General features: G+C 68.5%; 25 protein-coding genes. 11 read left to right on the top strand and 14 right to left on the bottom strand.

Features of this window, described 5'->3' with window-relative positions; translation table 11 throughout:
• The first annotated feature begins 41 nt into the window (after nt 1-41).
• Nucleotides 42-419 (top strand): PRC-barrel domain-containing protein, encoded by a 378-nt coding sequence (locus tag KK7_RS0109225; protein ID WP_010544358.1) that lies wholly within the window; start codon nt 42-44, stop codon nt 417-419.
• Here KK7_RS0109225 and KK7_RS0109230 read toward each other — a convergent pair.
• The 4 genes from KK7_RS0109230 to KK7_RS0109245 all read right to left on the bottom strand — a co-directional run bounded on the left by KK7_RS0109230 (nt 416) and on the right by KK7_RS0109245 (nt 8,024).
• A complete protein-coding gene (locus tag KK7_RS0109230) occupies nt 416-1,315 on the bottom strand; it encodes a GNAT family N-acetyltransferase (RefSeq protein ID WP_010544359.1) in 900 nt (299 codons plus the stop codon). The genes KK7_RS0109225 and KK7_RS0109230 overlap by 4 nt on opposite strands.
• Entirely contained in the window at nt 1,312-2,262 is a 951-nt protein-coding gene (locus KK7_RS0109235; protein ID WP_010544360.1) for a polysaccharide deacetylase family protein, read from the bottom strand. Before KK7_RS0109235 ends, KK7_RS0109230 begins: the two co-directional genes overlap by 4 nt.
• A gap of 78 nt (nt 2,263-2,340) precedes the next feature.
• On the bottom strand, nt 2,341-5,115 hold the full coding sequence (locus tag KK7_RS0109240; protein ID WP_237709172.1) for a DUF3857 domain-containing protein: 2,775 nt from the start codon (nt 5,113-5,115) through the stop codon (nt 2,341-2,343).
• Between the two features lie 110 nt (nt 5,116-5,225).
• Nucleotides 5,226-8,024 carry a DUF3857 domain-containing protein gene (locus KK7_RS0109245; RefSeq protein ID WP_040598225.1) on the bottom strand — a complete coding sequence of 933 codons (2,799 nt, stop codon included), beginning with the start codon at nt 8,022-8,024 and terminating at the stop codon, nt 5,226-5,228.
• A 151-nt stretch (nt 8,025-8,175) separates the two neighbouring features.
• Between KK7_RS0109245 and KK7_RS0109250 the strand changes: the two genes are divergently transcribed.
• A complete protein-coding gene (locus tag KK7_RS0109250) occupies nt 8,176-9,018 on the top strand; it encodes a hypothetical protein (RefSeq protein ID WP_010544363.1) in 843 nt (280 codons plus the stop codon).
• A gap of 15 nt (nt 9,019-9,033) precedes the next feature.
• Here the strand turns inward: KK7_RS0109250 and uvrC are convergent, their stop codons facing one another.
• The 7 genes from uvrC to KK7_RS0109285 form a co-directional block, all read right to left on the bottom strand.
• A complete protein-coding gene (uvrC, locus tag KK7_RS0109255) occupies nt 9,034-10,956 on the bottom strand; it encodes an excinuclease ABC subunit UvrC (protein ID WP_010544364.1) in 1,923 nt (640 codons plus the stop codon).
• A gap of 220 nt (nt 10,957-11,176) precedes the next feature.
• On the bottom strand, nt 11,177-11,380 hold the full coding sequence (locus KK7_RS0109260) for a hypothetical protein (RefSeq protein WP_010544365.1): 204 nt from the start codon (nt 11,378-11,380) through the stop codon (nt 11,177-11,179).
• Nucleotides 11,381-11,416: 36 nt separating this feature from the next.
• Nucleotides 11,417-11,968 (bottom strand): F0F1 ATP synthase subunit B family protein, encoded by a 552-nt coding sequence (locus tag KK7_RS0109265; protein ID WP_010544366.1) that lies wholly within the window; start codon nt 11,966-11,968, stop codon nt 11,417-11,419.
• On the bottom strand, nt 11,961-12,455 hold the full coding sequence (locus KK7_RS0109270) for a F0F1 ATP synthase subunit B family protein (RefSeq protein ID WP_010544367.1): 495 nt from the start codon (nt 12,453-12,455) through the stop codon (nt 11,961-11,963). The genes KK7_RS0109265 and KK7_RS0109270 overlap by 8 nt, the downstream gene beginning before the upstream one ends.
• A gap of 21 nt (nt 12,456-12,476) precedes the next feature.
• On the bottom strand, nt 12,477-12,689 hold the full coding sequence (locus KK7_RS0109275; protein WP_010544368.1) for a F0F1 ATP synthase subunit C: 213 nt from the start codon (nt 12,687-12,689) through the stop codon (nt 12,477-12,479).
• A gap of 69 nt (nt 12,690-12,758) precedes the next feature.
• Nucleotides 12,759-13,517, bottom strand: coding sequence for a F0F1 ATP synthase subunit A (locus tag KK7_RS0109280; RefSeq protein WP_193378009.1), 759 nt, complete (start codon nt 13,515-13,517; stop codon nt 12,759-12,761).
• A gap of 20 nt (nt 13,518-13,537) precedes the next feature.
• Complete coding sequence (locus tag KK7_RS0109285; protein ID WP_010544370.1) at nt 13,538-13,822, bottom strand: AtpZ/AtpI family protein; 285 nt, start codon at nt 13,820-13,822, stop codon at nt 13,538-13,540.
• Between the two features lie 284 nt (nt 13,823-14,106).
• Between KK7_RS0109285 and radC the strand changes: the two genes are divergently transcribed.
• Complete coding sequence (gene radC / locus KK7_RS0109290) at nt 14,107-14,820, top strand: RadC family protein (RefSeq protein WP_010544371.1); 714 nt, start codon at nt 14,107-14,109, stop codon at nt 14,818-14,820.
• Nucleotides 14,821-14,873: 53 nt separating this feature from the next.
• On the opposite strand, the gene KK7_RS0109295 is transcribed toward radC, so the two are convergent.
• Entirely contained in the window at nt 14,874-15,365 is a 492-nt protein-coding gene (locus KK7_RS0109295) for an SspB family protein (protein WP_010544372.1), read from the bottom strand.
• A 71-nt stretch (nt 15,366-15,436) separates the two neighbouring features.
• Here KK7_RS0109295 and hisB point away from each other — a divergent pair, with 71 nt between their 5' ends.
• Genes hisB through hisF form a run of 5 tightly spaced genes read left to right on the top strand, consistent with a single transcriptional unit; the run spans nt 15,437 to nt 18,401 of the window.
• A complete protein-coding gene (hisB, locus tag KK7_RS0109300; protein ID WP_010544373.1) occupies nt 15,437-16,024 on the top strand; it encodes an imidazoleglycerol-phosphate dehydratase HisB in 588 nt (195 codons plus the stop codon).
• Nucleotides 16,024-16,308, top strand: a complete 285-nt coding sequence (locus KK7_RS0109305; RefSeq protein ID WP_010544374.1) for a YciI family protein — start codon at nt 16,024-16,026, stop codon at nt 16,306-16,308. Before hisB ends, KK7_RS0109305 begins: the two co-directional genes overlap by 1 nt.
• Complete coding sequence (hisH, locus tag KK7_RS0109310; protein ID WP_010544375.1) at nt 16,305-16,907, top strand: imidazole glycerol phosphate synthase subunit HisH; 603 nt, start codon at nt 16,305-16,307, stop codon at nt 16,905-16,907. The genes KK7_RS0109305 and hisH overlap by 4 nt, the downstream gene beginning before the upstream one ends.
• A gap of 7 nt (nt 16,908-16,914) precedes the next feature.
• Nucleotides 16,915-17,643: a 1-(5-phosphoribosyl)-5-[(5-phosphoribosylamino)methylideneamino]imidazole-4-carboxamide isomerase gene (hisA, locus tag KK7_RS0109315; RefSeq protein ID WP_010544376.1), complete on the top strand. Its 729-nt coding sequence runs from the start codon at nt 16,915-16,917 to the stop codon at nt 17,641-17,643.
• The gene (gene hisF, locus KK7_RS0109320) at nt 17,640-18,401 is read left to right on the top strand and encodes an imidazole glycerol phosphate synthase subunit HisF (protein WP_010544377.1); all 762 of its coding nucleotides are present in this window, start codon (nt 17,640-17,642) and stop codon (nt 18,399-18,401) included. Before hisA ends, hisF begins: the two co-directional genes overlap by 4 nt.
• Nucleotides 18,402-18,439: 38 nt before the next feature.
• Here the strand turns inward: hisF and KK7_RS20450 are convergent, their stop codons facing one another.
• Entirely contained in the window at nt 18,440-18,697 is a 258-nt protein-coding gene (locus tag KK7_RS20450) for a hypothetical protein (RefSeq protein ID WP_051121292.1), read from the bottom strand.
• A 200-nt stretch (nt 18,698-18,897) separates the two neighbouring features.
• Between KK7_RS20450 and KK7_RS0109330 the strand changes: the two genes are divergently transcribed.
• Nucleotides 18,898-19,161, top strand: coding sequence for a hypothetical protein (locus KK7_RS0109330; protein WP_029623135.1), 264 nt, complete (start codon nt 18,898-18,900; stop codon nt 19,159-19,161).
• A gap of 34 nt (nt 19,162-19,195) precedes the next feature.
• On the opposite strand, the gene KK7_RS0109335 is transcribed toward KK7_RS0109330, so the two are convergent.
• Entirely contained in the window at nt 19,196-19,597 is a 402-nt protein-coding gene (locus tag KK7_RS0109335; RefSeq protein ID WP_010544380.1) for a YbaN family protein, read from the bottom strand.
• 108 nt (nt 19,598-19,705) lie between these two features.
• Between KK7_RS0109335 and KK7_RS0109340 the strand changes: the two genes are divergently transcribed.
• Nucleotides 19,706-20,023, top strand: coding sequence for a phosphoribosyl-ATP diphosphatase (locus KK7_RS0109340; protein WP_010544381.1), 318 nt, complete (start codon nt 19,706-19,708; stop codon nt 20,021-20,023).
• 58 nt (nt 20,024-20,081) lie between these two features.
• Entirely contained in the window at nt 20,082-20,459 is a 378-nt protein-coding gene (locus tag KK7_RS0109345) for an HIT domain-containing protein (RefSeq protein ID WP_010544382.1), read from the top strand.
• Nucleotides 20,460-20,559: the final 100 nt, after the last annotated feature.

The following is a 20,559-nucleotide window of genomic DNA, read 5'->3' on the forward strand; positions in this document are numbered from 1 at the left end:
TGCATTCCCAAGGGCGCACGTTCCCAGAAGGAAGCCCGACAATGTCCGACACGCCCGAAACCACCAGCCTGCTCGTCACCGCCCGGGTCGACGGGCTCAAGGTCCGCAGCCGCGACGGCGACGCGCTGGGATCCGTCCAGGCGTTGATGGTGGAGAAAGGCAGCGGCCGCACGCTCTATGCCGTGCTCAGCCTCGGCGGCTTTCTCGGCCTTGGCAAGAGCTACTACCCCCTGCCCTTCGAGCTGATCGCCTATGACGCCGGCGGCGACGACTATGTCGTGACGATCGACCGCCGCGTGCTGGAAGGCGGCCCGAGCTGGGCGAGCAACGCACCGGAATTCACCCAGGCCTATGCCGATCGCGTCTCCGGCTATTACGGCCTGTCGGCGGCCCGCGTGGACCGGATACCGCAGGATTAACCGCGCCGCAGCCGCCGGGCGATCCGCTCCACGCCGAGGCGCCGCACCAGCCATTTCATCCGGGCGACGCCGCCGTCAAAGCCACGCAGCGTCGTCAGCGTCGCCCGGTTGGCGAGCGTCGGCCGCAGGAGCAGCAGGTCGACACAGGCCACGCCGCCGCTTGCCATCTGGCGCTTGTGCTGGCCCTCGCCCTCGGTGAAGTCGAACCAGGCGAAGCGATCGCCGAACAGGTCGCGCAGCGCTTCCAGCTGCAGCACCGCCCCGGGCGAGAGGTGCGACGCCTCCGGATCATGGCCGACATGGGCGTAGAGCAGCGTGTCGCCGTCCGCCCGGCAGCAGAGATAGGCGATCGGCCGGTCGCCGAGCGTGAGCAGCCATGCCCGCACCGCGTCTGCCGCCGCCAGACGCTGCAGCCCGGCAAGGTCCTCGGGCAGCCCGGCGCCGAGCAGCCGCTCCTGATAGGTCCGCGCCGAAAGCGCCCGCGCCGCCGGGTGGAAGACCGCCAGTTCGTCCGGTGTCCGGAACCGGTGCACGTCGAGCCGCCCGCCCGATTCCGCCGCCAGCCGCTTCGCCTTGCGCTTCAGCCCCTGCCGGGTGTTGGCCGAAAGGCCGGCGAACCAGGCATCGAAGCCGATCGACAGATCGACGAAGCTGCGGACATAGCGCTGACGCACGAAGCCGATCATGCCGGATCGGCGAACCGCGTCCAGCTGCGCCTCGGGCAGCGACGTCAGCCAATAGCCTTGGGCGTCGGGCGGCAGTGCCGGCAGCGAGGGCGCCCCGCCGGCACGGGCATCGACCAGCGTCAGCGGCACCCGCAGCAAGCGGGGCCGCAGCGCGAACAGCGTCCGCGCGCCGATCATGAAGCGCAGCGGTACCGGTGTCGCGGCGCTCATCCCGCCCGCTCCTCGATCAGGTTGGACCAGAGCTGCTCGGCCTGGCGCAGTCCGGTGCGCAGATAGGTCGAGACGAGCGGCGCGTCGTCCCGGTCCAGGGGCAGCGGCGGCCGGTCGGCGAAATGCGCGGTCGGCAGCACGTCGCGTCGCGCGGCGAGCAAGCGGCACAGCGATTCGAAGCGGCGGACATGGACGGCGTTCGGCCGCGTGCCGGCCCGATTGGCAAGCTCGAACCCATGGCTGACGATCGTCACCGCGATATGGTCCGCGCGCACCGCATGATCGAGCGCGGCGCGCATCTCCCGGGCGGAAAGCGCGCAGATCTGGAAATGCCGCAGCCTGCGGCCGGCATCGATCACCGTCACCGGCACTTCGGTCACCCCTCGGTGCCGCACCGGCGCGATCTGGCGGGGCGGCAGCCCGATCGCACTCGGCCAGGGATGTTCGGAGCCGTCATGGCTGGAATCGTACACAAAGCCTTGCGCCGCCAGCGCCGTCAGCGTCGCGTCGTTGGCGGCATAGCTGCCGGCACGAAAGGCGATCGGCGGCGCGGCGCCCGCCTCGATCAATAGTGCACGGGCGCGCGCGATCAGGCGTGCCTGTTCCTCGGGGCTATAATCGATCAGCTCGAACCGGCCCGGCATCCGGCTGCGGTCCTGCGCGCAGGCGCCGGTCCAGTTGGGATGGAGATGCAGCTGCACCTCCTGCCCCGCCGCGCGGATCGCCCGCACCATCGCCGCGATCGGCGCGAGCCCATGGACCAGCGCCGGCATCGGATCGACGAAGAAACATGCCTTCAGGCCATGCTCGGCGAGCCGCGCGAGCTGCCAGCCCACACCCACCCCGGCCGGCTCGAACGAGCGGCTCACGATCTCCGTCAGATCGAGACCGGCGACGTGGTGGCGCCACATCAGCTCGGTATCGATCGTCAGGAACACGAAGGGCATGCCGGATCTCGCTCACGCCCCGATCGGGGTCGGTTGAGCCCTGGCCTAGCCCAGCCATCGTGAAGAATTCACGAAAGCCTAGGGCTTGATCCCGTAGCGCGCATATTCGGCATCCACCTGCGGCCGCATCAGCCGCGCCGCCGCCAGATCCTCGGCGGCCGCCTTGTCGCCCGTGCGGGTGCGGATCACCCCGCGCAGATACAGGCTGGAGGTGAGCAGCGGCGCCACGTCGAGCGCGGCGTTGAGGTCGGCCAGCGCATCGTCCATCCGGCCCATGCGGAAATAGACCATGGCGCGGCTGTCGAGGATCGAGGCCGGCTGTTCGGCCAGCTCGATCGCCTTGGTGCAGTCCTTCAGCGCGCCGTCGAGCCCGATACTACCCGTGCCCTTGATCCAGCAGCGGCTGTTGAGCAGCATCGCGTTGCCCGGCGCCTTGGCGATGGCAGGATCGAGCACCGCCACCGCATCCGTCGCCCGCCCCGCATCGGCCAGCAGCTGCGCCTGCAGCGCGACGAAGCCGTTGCGCTCGCTGCCGCCCTTGGCGACCCGCTCGGCCGCCATCGCGACGGCGGCGTCGGGCTGGCCGGCCAGACCGGTATAGGTGGCCAGCATGTTCGCCACCCCGGCATCGCCCGGATCGAGCGTCTTCGCCGCCTGCGCGTCGGCGAGCGCGCCCTTATAGTCGCCGATCGCGGCCCTGATGCCCGCGCGCTGGCTGTACAGCGCGACACTGGGCTGGATGGCGATCGCCTTGTCCAGATCGGCCAACGCCGCCTTCCACTCCCAGGTACCGGCGTAGAAACTGGCGCGGCTGGTCCAGGGCGCGACGTCCTTCGGGTCGGCGGCGATGGCCGCGGCATAGACGTCGAGCAGCGGCTTCAGCGCCCCCGTCCGCTTCGCCTCGGTCACCACCTTCCAGCGGGGCGGCGCATCCTCCGGCCCCAGCGCGGTCAGCAGCCGGGTCTTGGCCAGCGCCACCTGCGCCTTCGCTTCGGCCACCTTGTCGGCGGGCACCTCGGCCGCCTCCGGGCCGCTGCGATCCTCGATCCGCAGCTCGCCGTCGGCCAGCGTGACCTTGCGGGCGAACGAACGCCCCGCCAGCGACGCGGGCAGCACCTGATCCCCGTCCAGCGCGAAGCCCTTGCCGCCCTGCGGCAGGCGGATACGCCAGCGCGCGACGCCGCTCGCCATGTCGTTGACCGCGACCGGAATGTCCTTCCACTCGGAACGTGCGCGGTCGGGCTCGAAGCCCAGGCCGCTGATCGTCTTGTCGAGCACGGTCCGGAAGCGGCCGTCCTCGCGGCGCCAGCTCGACGTGCTGATCCCGCGGATCTGCACGGTCACCGCCGCCGCCTCGCCGTCATAGGCGATGCTGCGCTCGGCGATCAGCGGATCGCTGACGAAGCCGCTGGCGAAGTTCTGCGCCGCCTCGTCCAGCTGGTCCTTGTTCATCTGCCCCGATCCGGCATGCACCATCTCCGCCATCGGGCCGCGGATCGTCAGCCGGAGGGTGAAGGGGGTCGGCAGGTCCAGCCCGGCGCGCTGGTCGAAATCGACGTCCGCCTCGAAGGTCGGTCGCCCCGGCGCCCGCACCGGCAACGCCATCAGCGGCGCGCCTGCCGCGCGGATCGGCAGCACGTTGCGGAACGGCGGCACGTCGGCCAGGTCGGCGAGGCGCGTGCCGCTGCTGGTGCCGTCCAGCCACAGGCTCTGTCCGTCCACCGTCGCATGGACCAGCACATGGTTGAAGGCGCCGGGGGCCGGCAGCCGCTGCGGCACCAGGTCGCCCGCATCGGTGCTGGCCGCCACCGCTTCCGCCTCGACATCCAGCGCATGGAGCAGCGCGAGCAGCAGCAAGGTCTTCGCCTTGCAGTCGCCATAGCGGCGCGACCAGGTATCGGCCGGCGCCTGCGGGCGATAGCTGCCGCCGTCCATGCCGACGAACAGGTAGCGCACATCATCCTGCACCAGCCGCAGCGCCATCGCGACGCGGGTACGCGGATCGCTGGTCTTCTCGCGGATCTTCGCCACTTCGGCCGCGAGCGGACTGCCGGGCGCGATCAGCCCGTCGGTGCGATAGAGCGGCGCCATCACGCGCGAGACCGCCGCCCAGTCGGCATAGCTGGAGGCCTCGATCAGCGTCATCGGCTTGAACCGGGCAGGCGCGTCGTTCGGGATCTCCGGCTGCTTGGCCAGCGGCAGGGCGATGTCGATCAACTGATAGTCGCCGTCGCTCACCGGCTTGGGCGCGGTGCCGCTCATATGCACCTTCCAGCCCAGCTTGCTCGCCTTGGGCCAGGACAGGCGGGCGCGGGCGAACTGTGCCCGCGTCGGATCGGCGAACAGCGGCAGGAAGGCCTGGGTGTTGCCCTGCAGCGCGGCATCCTTGTGGGTGGTGGAATAGCTCAGCCGCAGCACGTCGCCGACGCGCAAGCCCTCCACCGCCAGGCTGGCGGTGAGCGTGCCGTTGATCTGCAGCTGCTCCAGCTGCTGCTCGCGACGCAGCACCTCGAAGCGCTGGCCGGCGGCGATCAGGTCGATATGCTCGGTACCCCGGATGATCTCGGCGCGGTGGATGATCAGGTCGCCCGCATCGGGCTGCCAGGGCAGCGTCACCGTGCCGACATTGCTCAGCATCTGGGCGGAGACGACGCGCTGCGCCTGATCGAAATAGGTCCAGACCTGCCCGTCGGCGACGCGGGCCTGTTCGTCGAACAGCACCACCATGGGATCGCTTTCGGCGTTGCGCTTCGCGTCGGGCTCCGGCGCCACCTTCACCCATCCGGGTGCGGGCTGGTACAACGGCTTGTCGCCGGCATGCGCCACCCCGGCCGTGGACAACAACACGGCCACCAACAACTTCCGCCCCCGCATCTTCCCCGTTCCCCTTCACTTCAGGGCGCCGAATGTACCGCGTCGCGGTGGCCGCTCAACTGTTTCCTGCATGCGGCGGGCGGAATGGCTCAGGGCTCGATCCCCCAGCGGGCGTATTCGCGATCGACCTGCGGATCGAGCAGCCGGGCATCGGCGAGATCGGCCATGGCCTGATTCTTTTTGCCCTGCCGCGTCAGCACCACCCCGCGCAGGAACAGCGTGCCGGCGGCACCCGGGCGCTGCTCCACCGCGGCGTTGAGGTCGGCCAGCGCCTCGTCCAGCCGGTTGAGGCGGAAATAGACCATGGCCCGGCTGTCCAGCGCCATCGCCGCATTCTGATCGCTCAGTTCGATCGCGCGGGTGCAATCCTTCAGCGCCAAATCGAGCTGCAGGTTCAGCGTGCCCTTCAGCCAGCAACGGTTGTTGAGCAGCCGACTGTTGGCCGGCTTCTCCGCAATCGCGCGGTCGATGGCGGCCAGCGCGCCCTGCGCGTCCCCCGCCCGCGCCAGCGCGGTCGCCTTGGCGGAGAGCAGGTCCGCAAGATTCTCGCCGTTCTCCTCGATCTTCGGGTCGAGCAGGGCCAGCGCCTCGTCCTTCTCACCCTGTTCGGCGAGCAACATGGTCAGCCGGCCGAGAACCTCGATCCGGCCCGGCACCAGCGACTGGGCGGTCCGCAGGTCCTCGATCGCACCGGCGGTGTCGCCCAGCGCGTGGCGGAGGCCGGCGCGCTGGAACAGCGTCTCGGGCTTGGCGGCGATGGCGATCGCCTTGTCGAAATCGGCCAGCGCCTGCTTTCGTTCGAAGATCATGCCGAGGAAGCGGCCGCGCGCGACATAGCGATCGGCCTCGTCCGGCCGCTCGGCGATATAGGCGGTGTAGCGCGCCAGCACCTCGTCATACAGATGTGCGCGCTTGGCCGCCTCTACCCCGTGCCACGGTCCCGGATAGCGCGGCGCGGTGCGCAGGCTGATCCGGCGGTTGCGGAAATCGGCGAGCGCGGCGCGCGCCGCCGGCAGATCGGCCGGCTGGATCTCGGCGCCGCTATGCGCTTGTTCGGTCTCCAGCGTCAGCACGTCCCCCGCCAGCGCCGCCTTGACGGTGAGCTGTCGTCCGCCCGGCAGCGCCAGGTCCAGCGCGGTGCTGCCGTCGAGCGCCAGTTCCCTGCCGCCCTCGGGCAGGCGGAAGCGCAGCGTCGTACGGTTGCGTCCCGGATCGCCCGTCTCCACCGGCATGTCCTTCCAGATCGTGCGCGCGCGGTCCGGCAGGTCCGGCACGCGGCCGATCGGCAGCTGGGTGCGATAGCGCAGGTCGCCATAGGCCCAGCGCTGGGTGGCAATGCCGCGCAGCTTCACGGTCGCGGTGCCGACCATATCGTCGAAGCGGATCGTCGCATCGGTCACCAGCACGTCGCTCGCGCCCGCCGGCAGGAAGCCCTGGAGGAAGCGCCGTTGCTCCTGCTTGGGCAGCGCTCCGAGCAGGCTGCGCAGCGAAATGGCGGTCCCGCCGCGCAGCGTCACCTCCGCATCGAGCGGCGCCGGCAGATTGATCCCGCCACGCAGGTCCATGTCGAGCGTCGCGACTCTGTTCGGTCGCGATGGCACCCGGTCCGGCACCTGCAGCAGCCCGGTGCCCGCGGCGCGCAGCGGAAGCACCCAGTGGAACGGCAGCACGTCGCCGATGTCCTCCAGCCGGGTGCCGGTGGCGGTGCCGTCGAGCCACAGCGTCTCCTCCCCCAGATGGGCGAGCACGAAGATATGGTTGAACGCCGCCGCCGAGGGCAGCCGCGCGGAGACCAGGTCGCCGCCGCCGAGATTGGCCAGCGCCGGCTCCGCCTCGATGCCCAGCGCGTGGAGCATGGCGAGCAGCAGCAGCGTCTTCGCCTTGCAGTCGCCATAGCCGAGCGCCAGCGTCTGCGCCGGGGCCTGCGGCACCAAGTTGCCGTTCTCCATGCCGCGATACAGATAGCGCACCTTGCCCTGCACCAGCGCCAGCGCGGCGGCGATACGGCGGCGGGGGTCCTTCTCGGCCGCGGCGATCTTGGCCACCTCGGCGGCGAGCGGGCTGCCGGGCGGGATCAGCCCCTCGGTGCGGTAGAGCGGCGCGAACACGCGCGACACGCTCGCCCAGTCGGCGAAGGTCGAGGCCTCGGCAAAGGGCGGGCGGGCGAAGCGGCCGGGGGCGCCCGGTGCCGGATCGGGCTGGCGCGGCAGCGGCTGGGCGAAGACGAGTTCGTGCCAGCCGTCCGCGTCGCTTTCCTTCGGCACCGCGCCGACCGGATAGGCCTTCCACTGCACCTTGGCGCTGCTCGGCCACAGGAAGCGGGTACGCGCGAAGCCGATCTTCAGCGGCTCGGACAGGATCGGGCCGCCCGCGCTGCTGTTGCCGGCAAGCGCCGGATCCTTGTTGGTCACCGAATAACGCAGGTCGAGTACGTCGCCCGGCCGCAGCCCCTCCACGGCCAGCGTCGCGGTCAGCTGGCCATCGAGCATCATCTTCTCGAGCCCGGCCTCCCGCTGGATCACGGTGAAGCTGCGGCCCTTCAGCGCATCGATCCGCTGCCCGTCGCGCAGGATGTCGACACCGTGGACGATCAGGTCGCCATGGGCGGGCTGCCAGTCGATCTTCACCGTACCCGCCTGCGACACGGCCTGGATCGTCGCCAGCCGCGTGGCACGCTCGACATAGGTCCAGCTGCCGCCGTCGCCGAGCCGGGCCTGCACGTCGCCGATCAGCATCAGCGGCGAATCGTCGGTCAGCGCCTTGGTGTCCGGCGCCGGCGCCGGCTTCACCCAGCCCGGCACCGGCTGGAGGAGCGGCTTGTCCCCCGCATGGGCGACCCCGGCCGCGGTGGAAAGCAGCAGCACCAGCAAAACGGCACGCGACGACATCGGCATCCCACCCCACCCATCAAGACTTTGACGACTCTGACAAAGTCGAGGCCTGCCACGTACAGCCGAACAATAGAAGGGCGGGCCCGCAATTTAATTTGCCATTCATGGCCTTGTAGATATTGTCTGCGACATGGGGAGGCGAAGCGGCATGCGACACTTGTTCTTCCACGCCATGGCACTGGCGATCGCCGTCGGCGTATCGCCCGCTGCCGCGCAGACCTCGCCCGAGACCAGGCAGGACGAGGAGATCGTCGTCGAAGGGCAGACGATCGATCCCAAGGAATTGCCGGTCCGCGTCACCACCCCGCCCCGGCCGCAGGACCGTCAGGCCAGCGCGACGAGCATCTCCGACGCCCGCCGCTTCGTCCGCTGCATGCACAGCGTCGATCCCCGGCTGCTCCACGAAACCATCGATCGGGCATTGAACGACCGCACCGGCCAATGGGCGCTCGACCGGATCATCCGCCAGCGCGCCGCCTGCTACAATACGGTCTTCGCCCGGCCGCCCGCCGACCCGCCCAAATATGGCGAGTGCAACCCGGTCTCCGGCAGCGCAATGTGCCGCAACGTGTTCGATCGGGGTGCGCTGTTCGAATATGCGCTGGCCACCTATGCACCCGATCTTGCGCTGAACCGCGCCGACCTGCAGCGGACGGAGGTTCGTCAGCAGTTCCTCCAACGCGAGCTGCCGATCAGCCAGAACCGCACCGCCGATGATCGCCGCTATTTCGACGTGGCCTCCTGCGTGGTGCAGACCCATCCCGAAATGGCGTTGTCCTTCGTCCGACTCGGCGAGGGCGACACGAAGGAGGCACGGCTGCTCCAGCTGCTGATCGGCCTGTCGCCCAACTGCTTCGGCCGCGCCAAGAAGGTGGCGGTCGATCCCAACCAGTTCCGCCTCTATGTCGGCGAGGCGGTCTATGGCTGGGCGGCGGCGGTGCGGGGCGTGCGCACGCTGATCCCGGAAACGCAACAGGCGCGGGCGGACTGAGCCGCCCCGCGCCCTCTACCGGCTGTGGTAGAAGTCGTATACCTGCTGCGCCACACCCGCCGAGACGCCGGGCGCCTTTTGCAGGTCCTCCAGGCTGGCGTTGCGCACCGCGCGGGCCGTGCCGAAATGCATCAGCAGCGCCTTCTTCCGCGCCGGCCCGATACCGGGCACCTCGTCCAGCGGGCTCGCGCCGATCGCCTTGGCGCGCTTGTCGCGGTGCGCGCCGATGACGAAGCGGTGGACCTCGTCGCGCAGTCGCTGGAGGTAGAAGAGCAAGGGCGCGTTGACCGGCAGCATCCGCTCGCTGCCGTCCATCAGGTGGAACACCTCGCGGCCGTCGCGGCCGTGATGCGGGCCCTTGGCGACGCCGACCATGCACACGTCCTCGATCCCCATCTCCTCCAGCACCGCGCGCGCGGCGTTGAGCTGGCCGCGCCCGCCGTCGAGCAGCACCAGGTCCGGCCAGTCGCCCTGGCTGCGATCGGGATCCTCGTCCTGCGCGCGGGCGAAGCGGCGGCTGAGCACCTCGCGCATCATCCCGTAATCGTCGCCGGCGATCGTCTCGGGGCGCTTGATGTTGAACTTGCGATACTGGCTCTTGCGGAAGCCCTCGGGCCCCGCGACGATCATCGCGCCCACCGCATTGGTGCCCTGGATATGGCTGTTGTCGTAGACCTCGATGCGGTTCGGCGGCTCGGGCAGGTCGAACAGGTCGGCCATTTCGCGGAGCAGCTTGGCCTGGGTCGTGCTCTCGGCGAGGCGGCGGTCGAGCGCTTCCTCGGCGTTGCGCTTGGCCTGGTCGAGCAGCCGGCGACGGGTGCCGCGCTGGGGGACCGACAGCGCCACCTTGTGGCCGGCGCGCTCGCTCAAGGCTTCCGCAAGCAACTCGGCCTCGGGGAGTTCGCGATCGACGAACACGTTCCTAGCCGGCGGCACCTCCTCGTAGAACTGCATCAGGAAGGCGGCGAGCACCTCGTCCTCGGGCACGTCCTGGGTATGGCTCGGGAAGAAGCTGCGATGGCCCCAATTCTGGCCGCCGCGGATGAAGAAGGCCTCGATCCCGATCACGCCGGACTTAACTGCCTGCGCGAAGATGTCGGCATCGCCCACCCCTTCCGCATTGATCGCCTGGCTGCCCTGGATGAAGGTGAGCGCCTTGAGCCGATCGCGCAGGATCGCGGCCAGCTCGAAATCGAGATTCTCGGCAGCGGCCTGCATCTGTTCGCCGAGCTTGGCCTGTACCTTGGTCGACTTGCCCTGGAGGAAGTCGCGCGCGTCGCTCACCAGCTCGGCATAGCCTTGCTGGTCGATGCGGCCGACACAGGGCGCCGAGCAGCGCCGGATCTGGTAGAGCAGGCACGGCCGGTCGCGGCTGGCGAAAAAGCTGTCGGTGCAGCTGCGCAGCAGGAACAGCTTCTGCAGCGCGTTGAGCGTCTTGCGCACCTGCCCCGCACCCGCGAACGGCCCGAAATAATCGCCCTTCGCGCGCCGCGCGCCGCGATGCAGCTGAACGCGGGCGAAATCGTGGTCCTGGCGCAGCAGGATGAACGGGAACGACTTATCGTCGCGCAGCAGCACATTGTAGGGCGGCCGGTAGCGCTTGATCAGCTGCGCCTCGAGCAGCAGCGCCTCGGCCTCGTTGTTGGTCGTGACGATCGTCATCGACCGGGTCTGCGCGACCATGCGCTGGAGCCGCTTCGACAGGCGGCTGACCTGGGTGTAGTTGGTCACCCGGTTCTTCAGCGCGCGCGCCTTGCCGACATAGAGCACGTCGCCGCGGGCATCCTGCATCCGGTAGACGCCGGGGCGAATCGGCAGCGTCTGCAGCACGTTTCGGATCGCGGCGACGCCGGCCTCGAGGTCCGGCGTCTCGGTACCGCGGACCGCGTAGGTGGCCTTTTCCTCGTTGAATCGATCGGGAGAATTGGGGTCGGTCATTGCCGCCGATGTAGGGGTGCGAGACGCGAGATGCCACCAAAGAGAAGCTCCTCCCCGGTACGGGGAGGGTGACCAAGACGCGCAGCGACTTGGCGGAGGGGCCGCGCCGAAAGGCGCGGGGTCCGGCGGCGGCCGTGGGCACACCGCCGCTGGCGCGGCGACCCCTCCATCCCTCGGCTACACCGAGCGGTCCCCCTCCCCGTACCGGGGAGGAATGACCCTACTTCGCCCCAGCCTCGTTCTCGAGCTGGTCCACCTGCGCCTCGATACGCCGCATCATCGCGTCCGCCCGCGCCTTCACGTCGGTCGCGCGCGCATGATCGGTCGCCGCGTGGCGCACTGCCACCACCGCTACAAACGCAGCGAGCGCCAGTGCCACCAAGGCACCGGCGCTCAGCCAGCGATAGGATTTATGTTCCGCCATCACCGCCCCATAGCATGGGCGGCGCGGCAGGCCAGCTCAGTTGAGCCGGCCCAGCCCGGTGATGGTCTTGTCGACCAGCGCCTTGTCGGCATCGGCACCGTGCTTCTCCGCGATCAGCGCGGCAGCAGCGGTCGTGGCGGCATCAGCTGCCTTGGTACGGATCGCCTGGATCGCCGTACGCTCGGCGGCGGCGATCTTGTCCTCGGCCATACGGGTACGGCGGGCGATCAGCTCGGCCGCATCGGCCTCGGCCTTCGCCTGCATCGCAGCCGCCTCGACCTGGGCGTTGGCGACCACCGCCTTGGCATCAGCCTCTGCAGAAGCGGTGCGGGCCTTCGCGTCGGCGAGCATCGCCTCGGCTTCCGCGCGCAGCTTCGACGCTTCGTCGAGCTGGGTGCGGATCTTGGAAATCTGCTTGTCGAGCATGGTGCCGATCATGCTCGGCACCTTCATGAGCAGGATGATCACCACCACGGTCAGCATCGACAGCGCCACGAAACCCGGAGCGGTGATGCCGAACACGGACGGCTCATGATGGAGTTCCACGGTGCCGACCTCCGCGTTCAGGGAATGAGTCTGTTCAGCCATGGGCAAGCGCCGCCTTCACCTTCTGTTCGACGCTGGCGCGGTCGACCGCGACACCCGACACGCGGGCCACGATCGCCTCGACCGCCTCGACGGTCGCCGCTTCGATCTCGACGATCGCCGCCTGCTCACGCTCGGCGATGGTACGGGTCGCATCGGCCAGCCGCGCTTCATCGGCCGCGGTGGCGGCCTTGAGCTTGGCTTCGGCGGCGGCTGCCGCCTGCGCCTTGGCGCCGGCGGTGACCCGCAGCGCCTCGGCACGGGCGGCTTCCAGCCCCGCCTGATAGGCCTCATCGGCCGCCTTGGCGGCGTCGCGCGCCGCCTCCGCTGCCGCGAGGTCGCCGCTGATTCGGGCGGAGCGATCTTCCATCGTCCGCTCGATCTTCGGGACCATCGCCTTGCCGATCCCGAAGTAGATCAGGGCAAATACGATCGCGAGCCAGAAGACCTGCGAGGCGTAGATCTCCGAGATCTGATCTAACTGGGGCATCGGCCGAGGCCTCCGTTCTGCTTACTTGACGACGAAGAGGATCAGGATCGCGACGACGAACGCGATCAGGCCCAGCAGTTCCGACGCGGCGAAACCGATGAACAGGCGACCCTGCTGGCCATCAGCCGCACCCGGGTTGCGCAGCGCGCCTTCGAGGAACGAACCGAACACGTTGCCCACGCCCAGCGCGGCGAGGCCGATACCGATCGCAGCCAGGCCGGCACCGATGTACATTGCACCCAGATCAGTCATGTCTAGCTCCCTAGATAATTCGGTAAAAACGATAATTCGAAACGGGTCGACTTAGTGCAGGTGCACCGCGTCGTGGAGATACAGCGAGGTCAGCAGCGCGAACACATAGGCCTGGATCGCGCAGACCAGCAGCTCGAGCGCGCTGACGCCGACGATCATGCCGAAGCTCAGCACGCCGACCAGGCCGCCCAGCGGCGTGCCGCTGGCAAAACCCTGGACGACGAAGCTGCCGAACACCTCGAGCAGGATGTGCCCGGCGGTCATCGCGACGAACAGTCGCAGGCCCAGCGAGAACGGACGCACCAGGAACGAGACCAGCTCGACCGGGATGATCACCGGCATCAGCCAACCCGGCGCGCCGTGCGGCACGAACAGCGAGAAGAACTTGAAGCCGTGCTTGATCAGGCCGACCGCGAGCACGATGCCGAACGAGAAGAAGGCGAGCACCGCGGTGACGGTGATGTGGCTGGTGACCGCGAAGGTGTGCAGCCCCGGCAGCACCGCCAGCGGCAGCACGCCGACCAGGTTGGCGAACAGGATGAAGAAGAACAGCGAGAAGATGTACGGCGCGAACTTCTTGCCGCCCTTGCCGATGTTCACGTTCACCATCGAGTCGATGAACCCGACCGCGCCTTCCACCATCAGCTGCCACTTGCCCGGGATCAGCTTGCGCTGCAGGCCGCCCACCATGAAGAGGAACAGCAGCGCGGCGACCACGAACATGAACAGCGCCGAGTTGGTGAAGGAGATGTCATAGCCGAACAGGTCAATATGGCGGCCCAGTACGGGCTCGACCTTGAACTGCTCCATCGGATCGATTTTGCCGGCGCTCACTCTGCGCGCTCCTTCGAAATCTTGTAGATGTTGCGAAACGCTACGATCACACTCAACGTCAGCACGATCAGCAACGCCCAGGGGGACGTGCCCAGCCAACGATCAAGCGCATACCCGATCACGCCACCACCGAGCGGTGCGCCGATCAACTCGGCGAGCACCCGGGAGCCCTGCTTATACCCCTTTTCGGGCTTCCGCACCGACGCCTCCTCCGCGCGCACCGCTGCCTTCGCATCGGCGATGCGACGGTCGAGGTCGGCACGGGTAGGGTCGTCAGACAAAGCGAGCACGGCGATCCAGATATGAAAAAGCCGCCGCGCAGCGGGCGGGCGACATACAGCACCGCAAGCCGATGGCCGCGACGTACGGGCGCTTTAGGAAGACCAAAGGACCGAGTCAACCGTTGCGGCAATCTCCGCTTCATCCCCGAATCGGCGCTGCGCAAATCGGCTGCTTCCGCGGAAAACCGGGGTTCGCGCAGCCCTGTGCCCCAGTAGCCGAACAAATTCCCTAGCGCTTGGCCCGCGCGGTGTGTTGCCGATTGCAGCGGGCGCCAAAGGCCTTCATGGTTGCACCGATGTGCAGCGATACGCCCGATGCCGGCGGCCACCGCGCCCGGCTCCGCCAGCGCCTTTTCGAAGGCGGCCCGGAGGCACTGCTGGACCATGAACTTGTCGAGTATCTGCTCGCCCTCACCATCCCCCGCCGAGACACCAAGCCGCTGGCCAAGAAGCTGATTGCCGAGTTTGGCGGGTTCGCCGAGCTGCTGGCCGCGGACCCGGAGGCGATCCTGCGGGTACCCGGCACCGACGACATTCGCGAGCTCAAGGAAACCAACGTCGCCGCGCTGAAGGTCGTGCATGCAGCGGCCCTGCGCCTGCTCCAGACCAGGGTGCGCGAGAAGCCGGTACTGGCCAACTGGCAGGCGCTGCTCGATTATCTCCGGGCAGACATGGCCCCGCACGCGATCGAGCGGGTGCGCGTGCTGCATCTCAATACCCGCAACATGCTGATCCGCGACGAGCTGATGCACGAAGGATCGATCGACGAGGCGCCGATCTATGTCCGCCAGGTGATCGCCCGCGCGCTGCACCTAGGGTCGGCAGCGCTGATCCTGGTGCACAACCACCCGTCGGGCGATCCGAGCCCCAGCCGCGCGGATATCGATGTAACGCGCAGAATCGCCGAGGCGGGAAAGCCGCTCGGCATCGTGGTGCACGATCACATCATCATCGGGAGCGAAGGCCATGCAAGCCTGCGCGCGAAGGGGCTGATATAGGATAGCGCGCGCGACAGGCTTCCTACCCTTGAGGGGAAGGAACCGTGCGATCCTTATTTCTTGCGCTTGAAGTCCACCGAGACGACGTTGGAGCCATCCTCAACCGGCTTGGCCACCGGCGCGCCGTCATTCTCGGCATCGTCATGCTCGTGCGGCTCGGGGCCTTCGGGGCCCTCGGTCGCCTGAAAGCGCAGCTCGAAATTCACCGCCGGATCGTGGAAGCCGGTGATCGCCGCGAACGGGATCGTCAGGATCGACGGAATCTGGTTGAAGCTGAGCCCCACCGAGAATTTCCGGTCGTCCACCGTCAGGTCCCAGTAGCGGTGCTGGAGGACGATGGTCATCTCGTCCGGGAACCGCTCCATCAGCCGCTGGGGGATATCGACCCCCGGCGCCTGCGTCTTGAAGGTGATGTAGAAATGATGCGCGCCCGGCAGGCCGCCCGACTGCGCCACCGATCCGAGCACACGGCCCACCACGGCGCGCAGGGCTTCCTGCACGATCTCGTCATACGGAATCAAACTATCGGGCACGTTGCCGGTCATGCCCCTTGGGTAGCGGCTGAAATGTTGGGGTCAAGATTGCATGCGTCGCTATCGGCGTTATGTGCACGGCCATGCGCACCGCGACCATCAGCCGCAAGACCAGCGAAACCTCGATCGACGTCACCGTCAACCTCGACGGGACCGGCGTCTACACCATCCACACGGGCATCGGCTTCTTCGATCACATGCTCGAACAGCTGAGCCGACACTCGCTGATCGACATGGACGTGAAGACCGTGGGCGACCTCCATATCGACCAGCACCATACGGTCGAGGATACCGGGCTCGCGATCGGCGAAGCGATCGCCAAGGCGCTGGGCGACAAGAAGGGCATCCGCCGCTACGCCGACGCGCTGTCGCCGATGGACGAGACGCTGACCCGCGTCGCGATCGACATTTCCGGCCGCCCCTATCTCGTGTGGAAGACCGAATTCAGCCAGAAGAAGCTCGGCGAGATGGATACCGAGATGTTCGAACACTGGTTCCACAGCTTCGCCCAGACCGCCGGCCTGACGCTGCACGTCGAGACGCTGTATGGCAGCAACAACCACCATATCGCCGAAGCCGCGTTCAAGGGCCTGGCCCGCGCGCTGCGCGAAGCGGTGGAGATCGATCCGCGCAAGGCCGGGGTGATCCCGTCGACCAAGGGAGTGCTGTGATGATCCTCGTGCTGCTGACCTACAAGGTGGACATTGCTCAGATCGACGCGCTGCGCCCCGCGCATGTCGACTGGCTGAAGCAGGGCGTGGCGGACGGCCGCCTGATGGTTGCCGGCCGCAAGGTGCCGGTGACCGGCGGCTTCTTCATGGCGCGCGGGTCGCTCGACGAGGTGAAGGCCTGGGCCGCTGGCGATCCCTTCGCCACGGCAGGTGCTGCCGAGTACGAATTCATCGAAGTCGCCCCGAGCATCCTCGCGCCCGGGCTGGAGGCGCTCGGCCAGTGACCGTCGCGCTGATCGATTACGGCGCGGGCAACCTCCATTCGGTGCACAATGCGCTGAAGGCGGCGGGGGCTGCCGATATCGCGGTGACCGCCGATCCGGCCGTGGTGCTCGGCGCCGACCGCGTGGTGCTGCCCGGCGTCGGCGCATTCGGCGCCTGCGCGTCGGGTCTGCGCGCGCTGCCCGGCATGATCGATGCGCTGGAGACGCGGGTGCTGCGCGACGCGGTACCGTTCCTCGGCGTATGCGTCGGCATGCAGCTGCTGGCGACGACCGGCGAAGAACTCGGCAGCCATGCCGGGCTCGGCTGGATTCCGGGCACCGTCCGCCAATTGCCCGCCGGCCCCGAGCTGCGCGTGCCGCACATGGGCTGGAACGACGTGGTGCCGGTGGCCGATCACCCGCTGATCGAGCGCGGCGAGGCCTATTTCCTCCACAGCTTCGCGTTCGACGGCGCGGGCGTGCTCGCCACCACCGACCATGGCGGCTCGGTGACCGCCGCGATCGGCCGCGACAACATCGTCGGCCTGCAGTTCCACCCCGAAAAGAGCCAGCGCTACGGCATCGCGCTGCTCGAACGATTCCTCGCCTGGAAGCCCTGAGATCCCCATGACCCTGCACATCTTCCCCGCCATCGATCTCAAGGCCGGCCAGGTCGTCCGCCTCGCCGAAGGCGACATGGCACGCGCCACCGTCTACGGCGACGACCCCGCCGCGCAGGCCTCGCTGTTCGCCGAGGCGGGTGCCGAATGGCTGCACGTCGTCGACCTCGACGGCGCGTTCGCAGGCGAATCGGTCAACGGCCTCGCCGTCGCCAACATCCTGGCGAAGACCCCTGCCAAGGTGCAGCTCGGCGGCGGCATCCGGAACCACGAATCGATTGCGCGCTGGCTCGACATGGGCGTGACCCGCGTCGTGATCGGCACCGCCGCGCTGGAAAATCCGGACCTGGTCCGCGAAGCCGCCCGCGCCCATCCCGGCCAGATCGTCGTCGCCGTGGACGCCCGCGACGGCATGGTCGCGACGCATGGCTGGGCCGATGTGTCGGACGTGAGCGTCGTCGATCTCGCCCGCCGCTTCGAGGATGCCGGCGTCGCCGCCCTCCTCTTCACCGATGTCGGCCGCGACGGGCTGCTCAAGGGCTGCAATGTCGAGGCGACCGTGGCGCTCGCCCGCGCCGTGTCGATCCCGGTCATCGCCAGCGGCGGCGTCACCGACATTCACGACATCCATGCGCTGCGTGGCCATGTCGAGGACGGCATCGAAGGCGTGATCTCGGGCCGCGCGCTCTATGACGGCCGGCTCGACCTCGCCGAGGCGATCGAGGCCGGGCGATGACCGTCCGCGCCCGCGTCATCCCCTGCCTCGACGTGGCGAACGGCCGCGTGGTGAAGGGCGTCAACTTCGTCGAGCTGCGCGACGCCGGCGATCCGGTCGAGCAGGCCCGCGCCTATGATGCGGCCGGCGCCGACGAGCTGTGCTTTCTCGACATCACCGCCAGCCACGAGGCGCGCGGCACGATCCTCGACGTGGTGCGCCGCACCGCCGAAGTGTGCTTCATGCCCCTCACCGTCGGTGGCGGGGTGCGCAACGTCGAGGATGCCCGCGCGCTGCTGCTGGCGGGCGCGGACAAGGTCGCGGTGAACAGCGCGGCGGTGTCGCGACCGGAAGTGGTCGCCGAGATCGCCGACCGCATGGGCAGCCAGTGCGTCGTCGCCTCGGTCGATGCGCGGCGGACCGGCGACGGGCGCTGGGAGGTGTTCACCCATGGCGGCCGCCGCGAAACCGGCATCGACGCGGTCGAGCACGCGCTGCGCCTCGCCGAGCTGGGCGCAGGCGAGCTGCTCGTCACCTCGATGGACCGCGACGGCACCCGCGACGGCTATGACCTCGACCTGATCCGCACCATCGCCGACCAGGTGACGGTGCCGGTGGTCGCCTCGGGTGGCGTCGGCGGACTGGACGATCTGGTGGCGGGGATCCGCGACGGCCATGCCTCGGCGGTGCTGGCGGCGTCGATCTTCCACTTCGGCCAGGCGACGATCGCCGAGGCGCATGCCGCGCTGGCAGCGGCGGGGATTCCGGTTCGGGGGTAGGGGGCGACTGTCCGCTTTCGCCCCAATAGCGGTCATATCTAAAGGGCGCGAACCCGCGCCAGCAGCGCCCTTAGCTGCGCCTCGCCATGGGTGGTAAGCGGCAGCGGAACCGCATCTGCCTCTTGCCGGATACGATCGAGTGTGTGGTCGGAAATCGGGATGCTAGTAAAGTCATCCCAGTCCCACTCTTCGCCGCTGCCATCAAGAAAGTCGGATAGGTAGCGGGCCACATCGACGGGGTTGAGGTCGGCGCTCCTCTTGAACCCGAAAAGCCGTTGAATGAAAATCAACAGCAACGCGGACGGGACAGCGACCGGCGCGAAAAGTGCTGCACCCCATCCACTAATGTGCCCTTGCCGATGACGACCCATGTTTGCCTCCACCGCGAACTCTATGCGACCAACGTCCGCTTTCCACCAAAAACAGACATCCAGAGCCCCTCTCCGCAACCTCATAAAACCGTGACCGCCGCCAAGTTCGCCGGTATCGGCTTTGTATGGCAAGAAAGAAGCGCTACCTGAGGGCGACCATGGCCGACGGATGGGTGAAGACGATCGGCCCCACGGCCGCGCCGTTCACGCATTTCTGGCGCATCGTGGCGGTGCTCGACAACGGCAAGACCGAAGTCTTCTGGGGACACAGCAAGTCGCCGAAGGAAGCCGCCGGCAAGAAAACCGCGCTGGCCGAGGCTGCCAGGCAACGCGGCTGGACATCCTATGCGTTCGAAGTTGTGGAGCTTACCGAAGGCAAGCCGTCCTGACGTCGGGAGCGTCGACACCCAGCATCGCGCCGCGCTACACCGCCGTAGGCCGGCTCAGCACATACCACGCGCACCCCAGCATCGCCGCCGCCACGCCGACCGCCAGCCAGGGCCCCGGCCGCGCGCCCCAGGCGAACAGGCCGTAGCCGAGCGCCATGCCCGTACACGCCATCGCCTTGCCCTTGCGCGGGATCGCGCCCTGTTCGCGCCAGGCCACCAGCGTGGGCCCGAATCGCGGATGGTCGAGCAGCCACGCCTCCAGCCGCGGCGAGGAGCGGGCGAAGCAGCCGGCGGCGAGGATCAGGAAGATCGTCGTCGGCATCAGCGGCAGCAGCGCGCCGATGAAGCCGAGCGCGACGAACACGAACCCCAGCACCAGCCACAAGGGTCGCGACAGCCGCCCCTGCCCTGCCCCCGACTCGCGTTCCTGCACCATCGTCCTCCTGCCCTGCTGCCGCGAATCGCTCGCAGCTACCTTAGGGCAAGCCCCGCAATCCCGCGCCCCAGGATTGACAGCGCCGCGCGCCTCCCGCAGCCGGAAACCATGGCCGACCTTCTCGACACGCTCGAACAGACTATCCGCGACCGCCGCCTGGGCGATCCCGCGACCAGCTATGTCGCCAAGCTCACCGCCCGCGGCCGCGCCAAGATCGCGCAGAAGTTGGGCGAGGAAGCCACCGAAGCGGTGATCGCCGCGATCCAGGACGATCGCGGCGAGCTGGTGAAGGAATCGGCGGACCTGCTCTTCCATCTGCTCGTGCTGCTCGCCGATATGGGGCTCAGCCTCGACGATGTCCGCGCAGAGCTCGCGCGGCGCGAAGGCGTGTCCGGGATTGCCGAAAAGGCGGCGCGGGGGGCGTGAGGCTGCCCTCTTCCAATTCCTCCCCGGCACGGGGAGGATCTAAGTCACGGAGCCACCAATGCCGATCGACCCGACCAAGCCCTATAACGACCAGAACATCTTCGCGAAGATCCTGCGCGGCGAGATTCCGGCGAAGAAGGTCTATGAGGACGAGCACGCCCTCGCCTTTCACGACATCGCGCCCCAGGCACCGCACCACATCCTGGTGATCCCGACCGGCGCCTATGTGAGCTGGGACGATTTCTCGGCCAACGCCTCGGACGCCGAGATCGCCGGTTTCGTCCGCGCGGTGGGCGCGGTGGCGCGCGCGGCGGGCATGGTAGAGCCCGGCTACCGGCTCCTCGCCAATATCGGCATGGATGCAGGGCAGGAGGTACCCCACCTTCATGTCCACATCTTCGCCGGCCAGCCGCTCGGCCCAATGCTCGTCCGCTGATTGCGCTGGCACGCAATATTGTTTCGCGTCGGCACGCCGTAAGGGATTGCGCGCCCCGCATTTGGGGCTAGGCTCCGCGCTTTACCAATTTGGGGGCGGC

This window comes from Sphingomonas elodea ATCC 31461 (genome assembly GCF_000226955.1).
Lineage (GTDB): Bacteria > Pseudomonadota > Alphaproteobacteria > Sphingomonadales > Sphingomonadaceae > Sphingomonas > Sphingomonas elodea.

What these genes read in the sequence shown, in the direction of transcription:
- KK7_RS0109270 (WP_010544367.1), bottom strand. Translation starts at nt 12,455, where the DNA reads ATGCCCCAGTTAGATCAGATCTCGGAGATCTACGCCTCGCAGGTCTTC.
- KK7_RS0109345 (WP_010544382.1), top strand. Translation starts at nt 20,082, where the DNA reads ATGCCGATCGACCCGACCAAGCCCTATAACGACCAGAACATCTTCGCG.
- KK7_RS0109305 (WP_010544374.1), top strand. Translation starts at nt 16,024, where the DNA reads ATGATCCTCGTGCTGCTGACCTACAAGGTGGACATTGCTCAGATCGAC.
- KK7_RS0109280 (WP_193378009.1), bottom strand. Translation starts at nt 13,517, where the DNA reads ATGGAGCAGTTCAAGGTCGAGCCCGTACTGGGCCGCCATATTGACCTG.
- KK7_RS0109265 (WP_010544366.1), bottom strand. Translation starts at nt 11,968, where the DNA reads ATGGCTGAACAGACTCATTCCCTGAACGCGGAGGTCGGCACCGTGGAA.
- KK7_RS0109275 (WP_010544368.1), bottom strand. Translation starts at nt 12,689, where the DNA reads ATGTACATCGGTGCCGGCCTGGCTGCGATCGGTATCGGCCTCGCCGCG.
- KK7_RS0109260 (WP_010544365.1), bottom strand. Translation starts at nt 11,380, where the DNA reads ATGGCGGAACATAAATCCTATCGCTGGCTGAGCGCCGGTGCCTTGGTG.
- hisB (WP_010544373.1), top strand. Translation starts at nt 15,437, where the DNA reads ATGCGCACCGCGACCATCAGCCGCAAGACCAGCGAAACCTCGATCGAC.
- radC (WP_010544371.1), top strand. Translation starts at nt 14,107, where the DNA reads ATGGTTGCACCGATGTGCAGCGATACGCCCGATGCCGGCGGCCACCGC.
- uvrC (WP_010544364.1), bottom strand. Translation starts at nt 10,956, where the DNA reads ATGACCGACCCCAATTCTCCCGATCGATTCAACGAGGAAAAGGCCACC.
- KK7_RS0109335 (WP_010544380.1), bottom strand. Translation starts at nt 19,597, where the DNA reads ATGGTGCAGGAACGCGAGTCGGGGGCAGGGCAGGGGCGGCTGTCGCGA.
- KK7_RS0109250 (WP_010544363.1), top strand. Translation starts at nt 8,176, where the DNA reads ATGCGACACTTGTTCTTCCACGCCATGGCACTGGCGATCGCCGTCGGC.
- KK7_RS0109230 (WP_010544359.1), bottom strand. Translation starts at nt 1,315, where the DNA reads ATGAGCGCCGCGACACCGGTACCGCTGCGCTTCATGATCGGCGCGCGG.
- KK7_RS0109235 (WP_010544360.1), bottom strand. Translation starts at nt 2,262, where the DNA reads ATGCCCTTCGTGTTCCTGACGATCGATACCGAGCTGATGTGGCGCCAC.
- hisA (WP_010544376.1), top strand. Translation starts at nt 16,915, where the DNA reads ATGACCCTGCACATCTTCCCCGCCATCGATCTCAAGGCCGGCCAGGTC.
- KK7_RS0109340 (WP_010544381.1), top strand. Translation starts at nt 19,706, where the DNA reads ATGGCCGACCTTCTCGACACGCTCGAACAGACTATCCGCGACCGCCGC.
- KK7_RS0109245 (WP_040598225.1), bottom strand. Translation starts at nt 8,024, where the DNA reads ATGTCGTCGCGTGCCGTTTTGCTGGTGCTGCTGCTTTCCACCGCGGCC.
- KK7_RS0109330 (WP_029623135.1), top strand. Translation starts at nt 18,898, where the DNA reads ATGGCAAGAAAGAAGCGCTACCTGAGGGCGACCATGGCCGACGGATGG.
- hisF (WP_010544377.1), top strand. Translation starts at nt 17,640, where the DNA reads ATGACCGTCCGCGCCCGCGTCATCCCCTGCCTCGACGTGGCGAACGGC.
- KK7_RS0109225 (WP_010544358.1), top strand. Translation starts at nt 42, where the DNA reads ATGTCCGACACGCCCGAAACCACCAGCCTGCTCGTCACCGCCCGGGTC.
- KK7_RS0109295 (WP_010544372.1), bottom strand. Translation starts at nt 15,365, where the DNA reads ATGACCGGCAACGTGCCCGATAGTTTGATTCCGTATGACGAGATCGTG.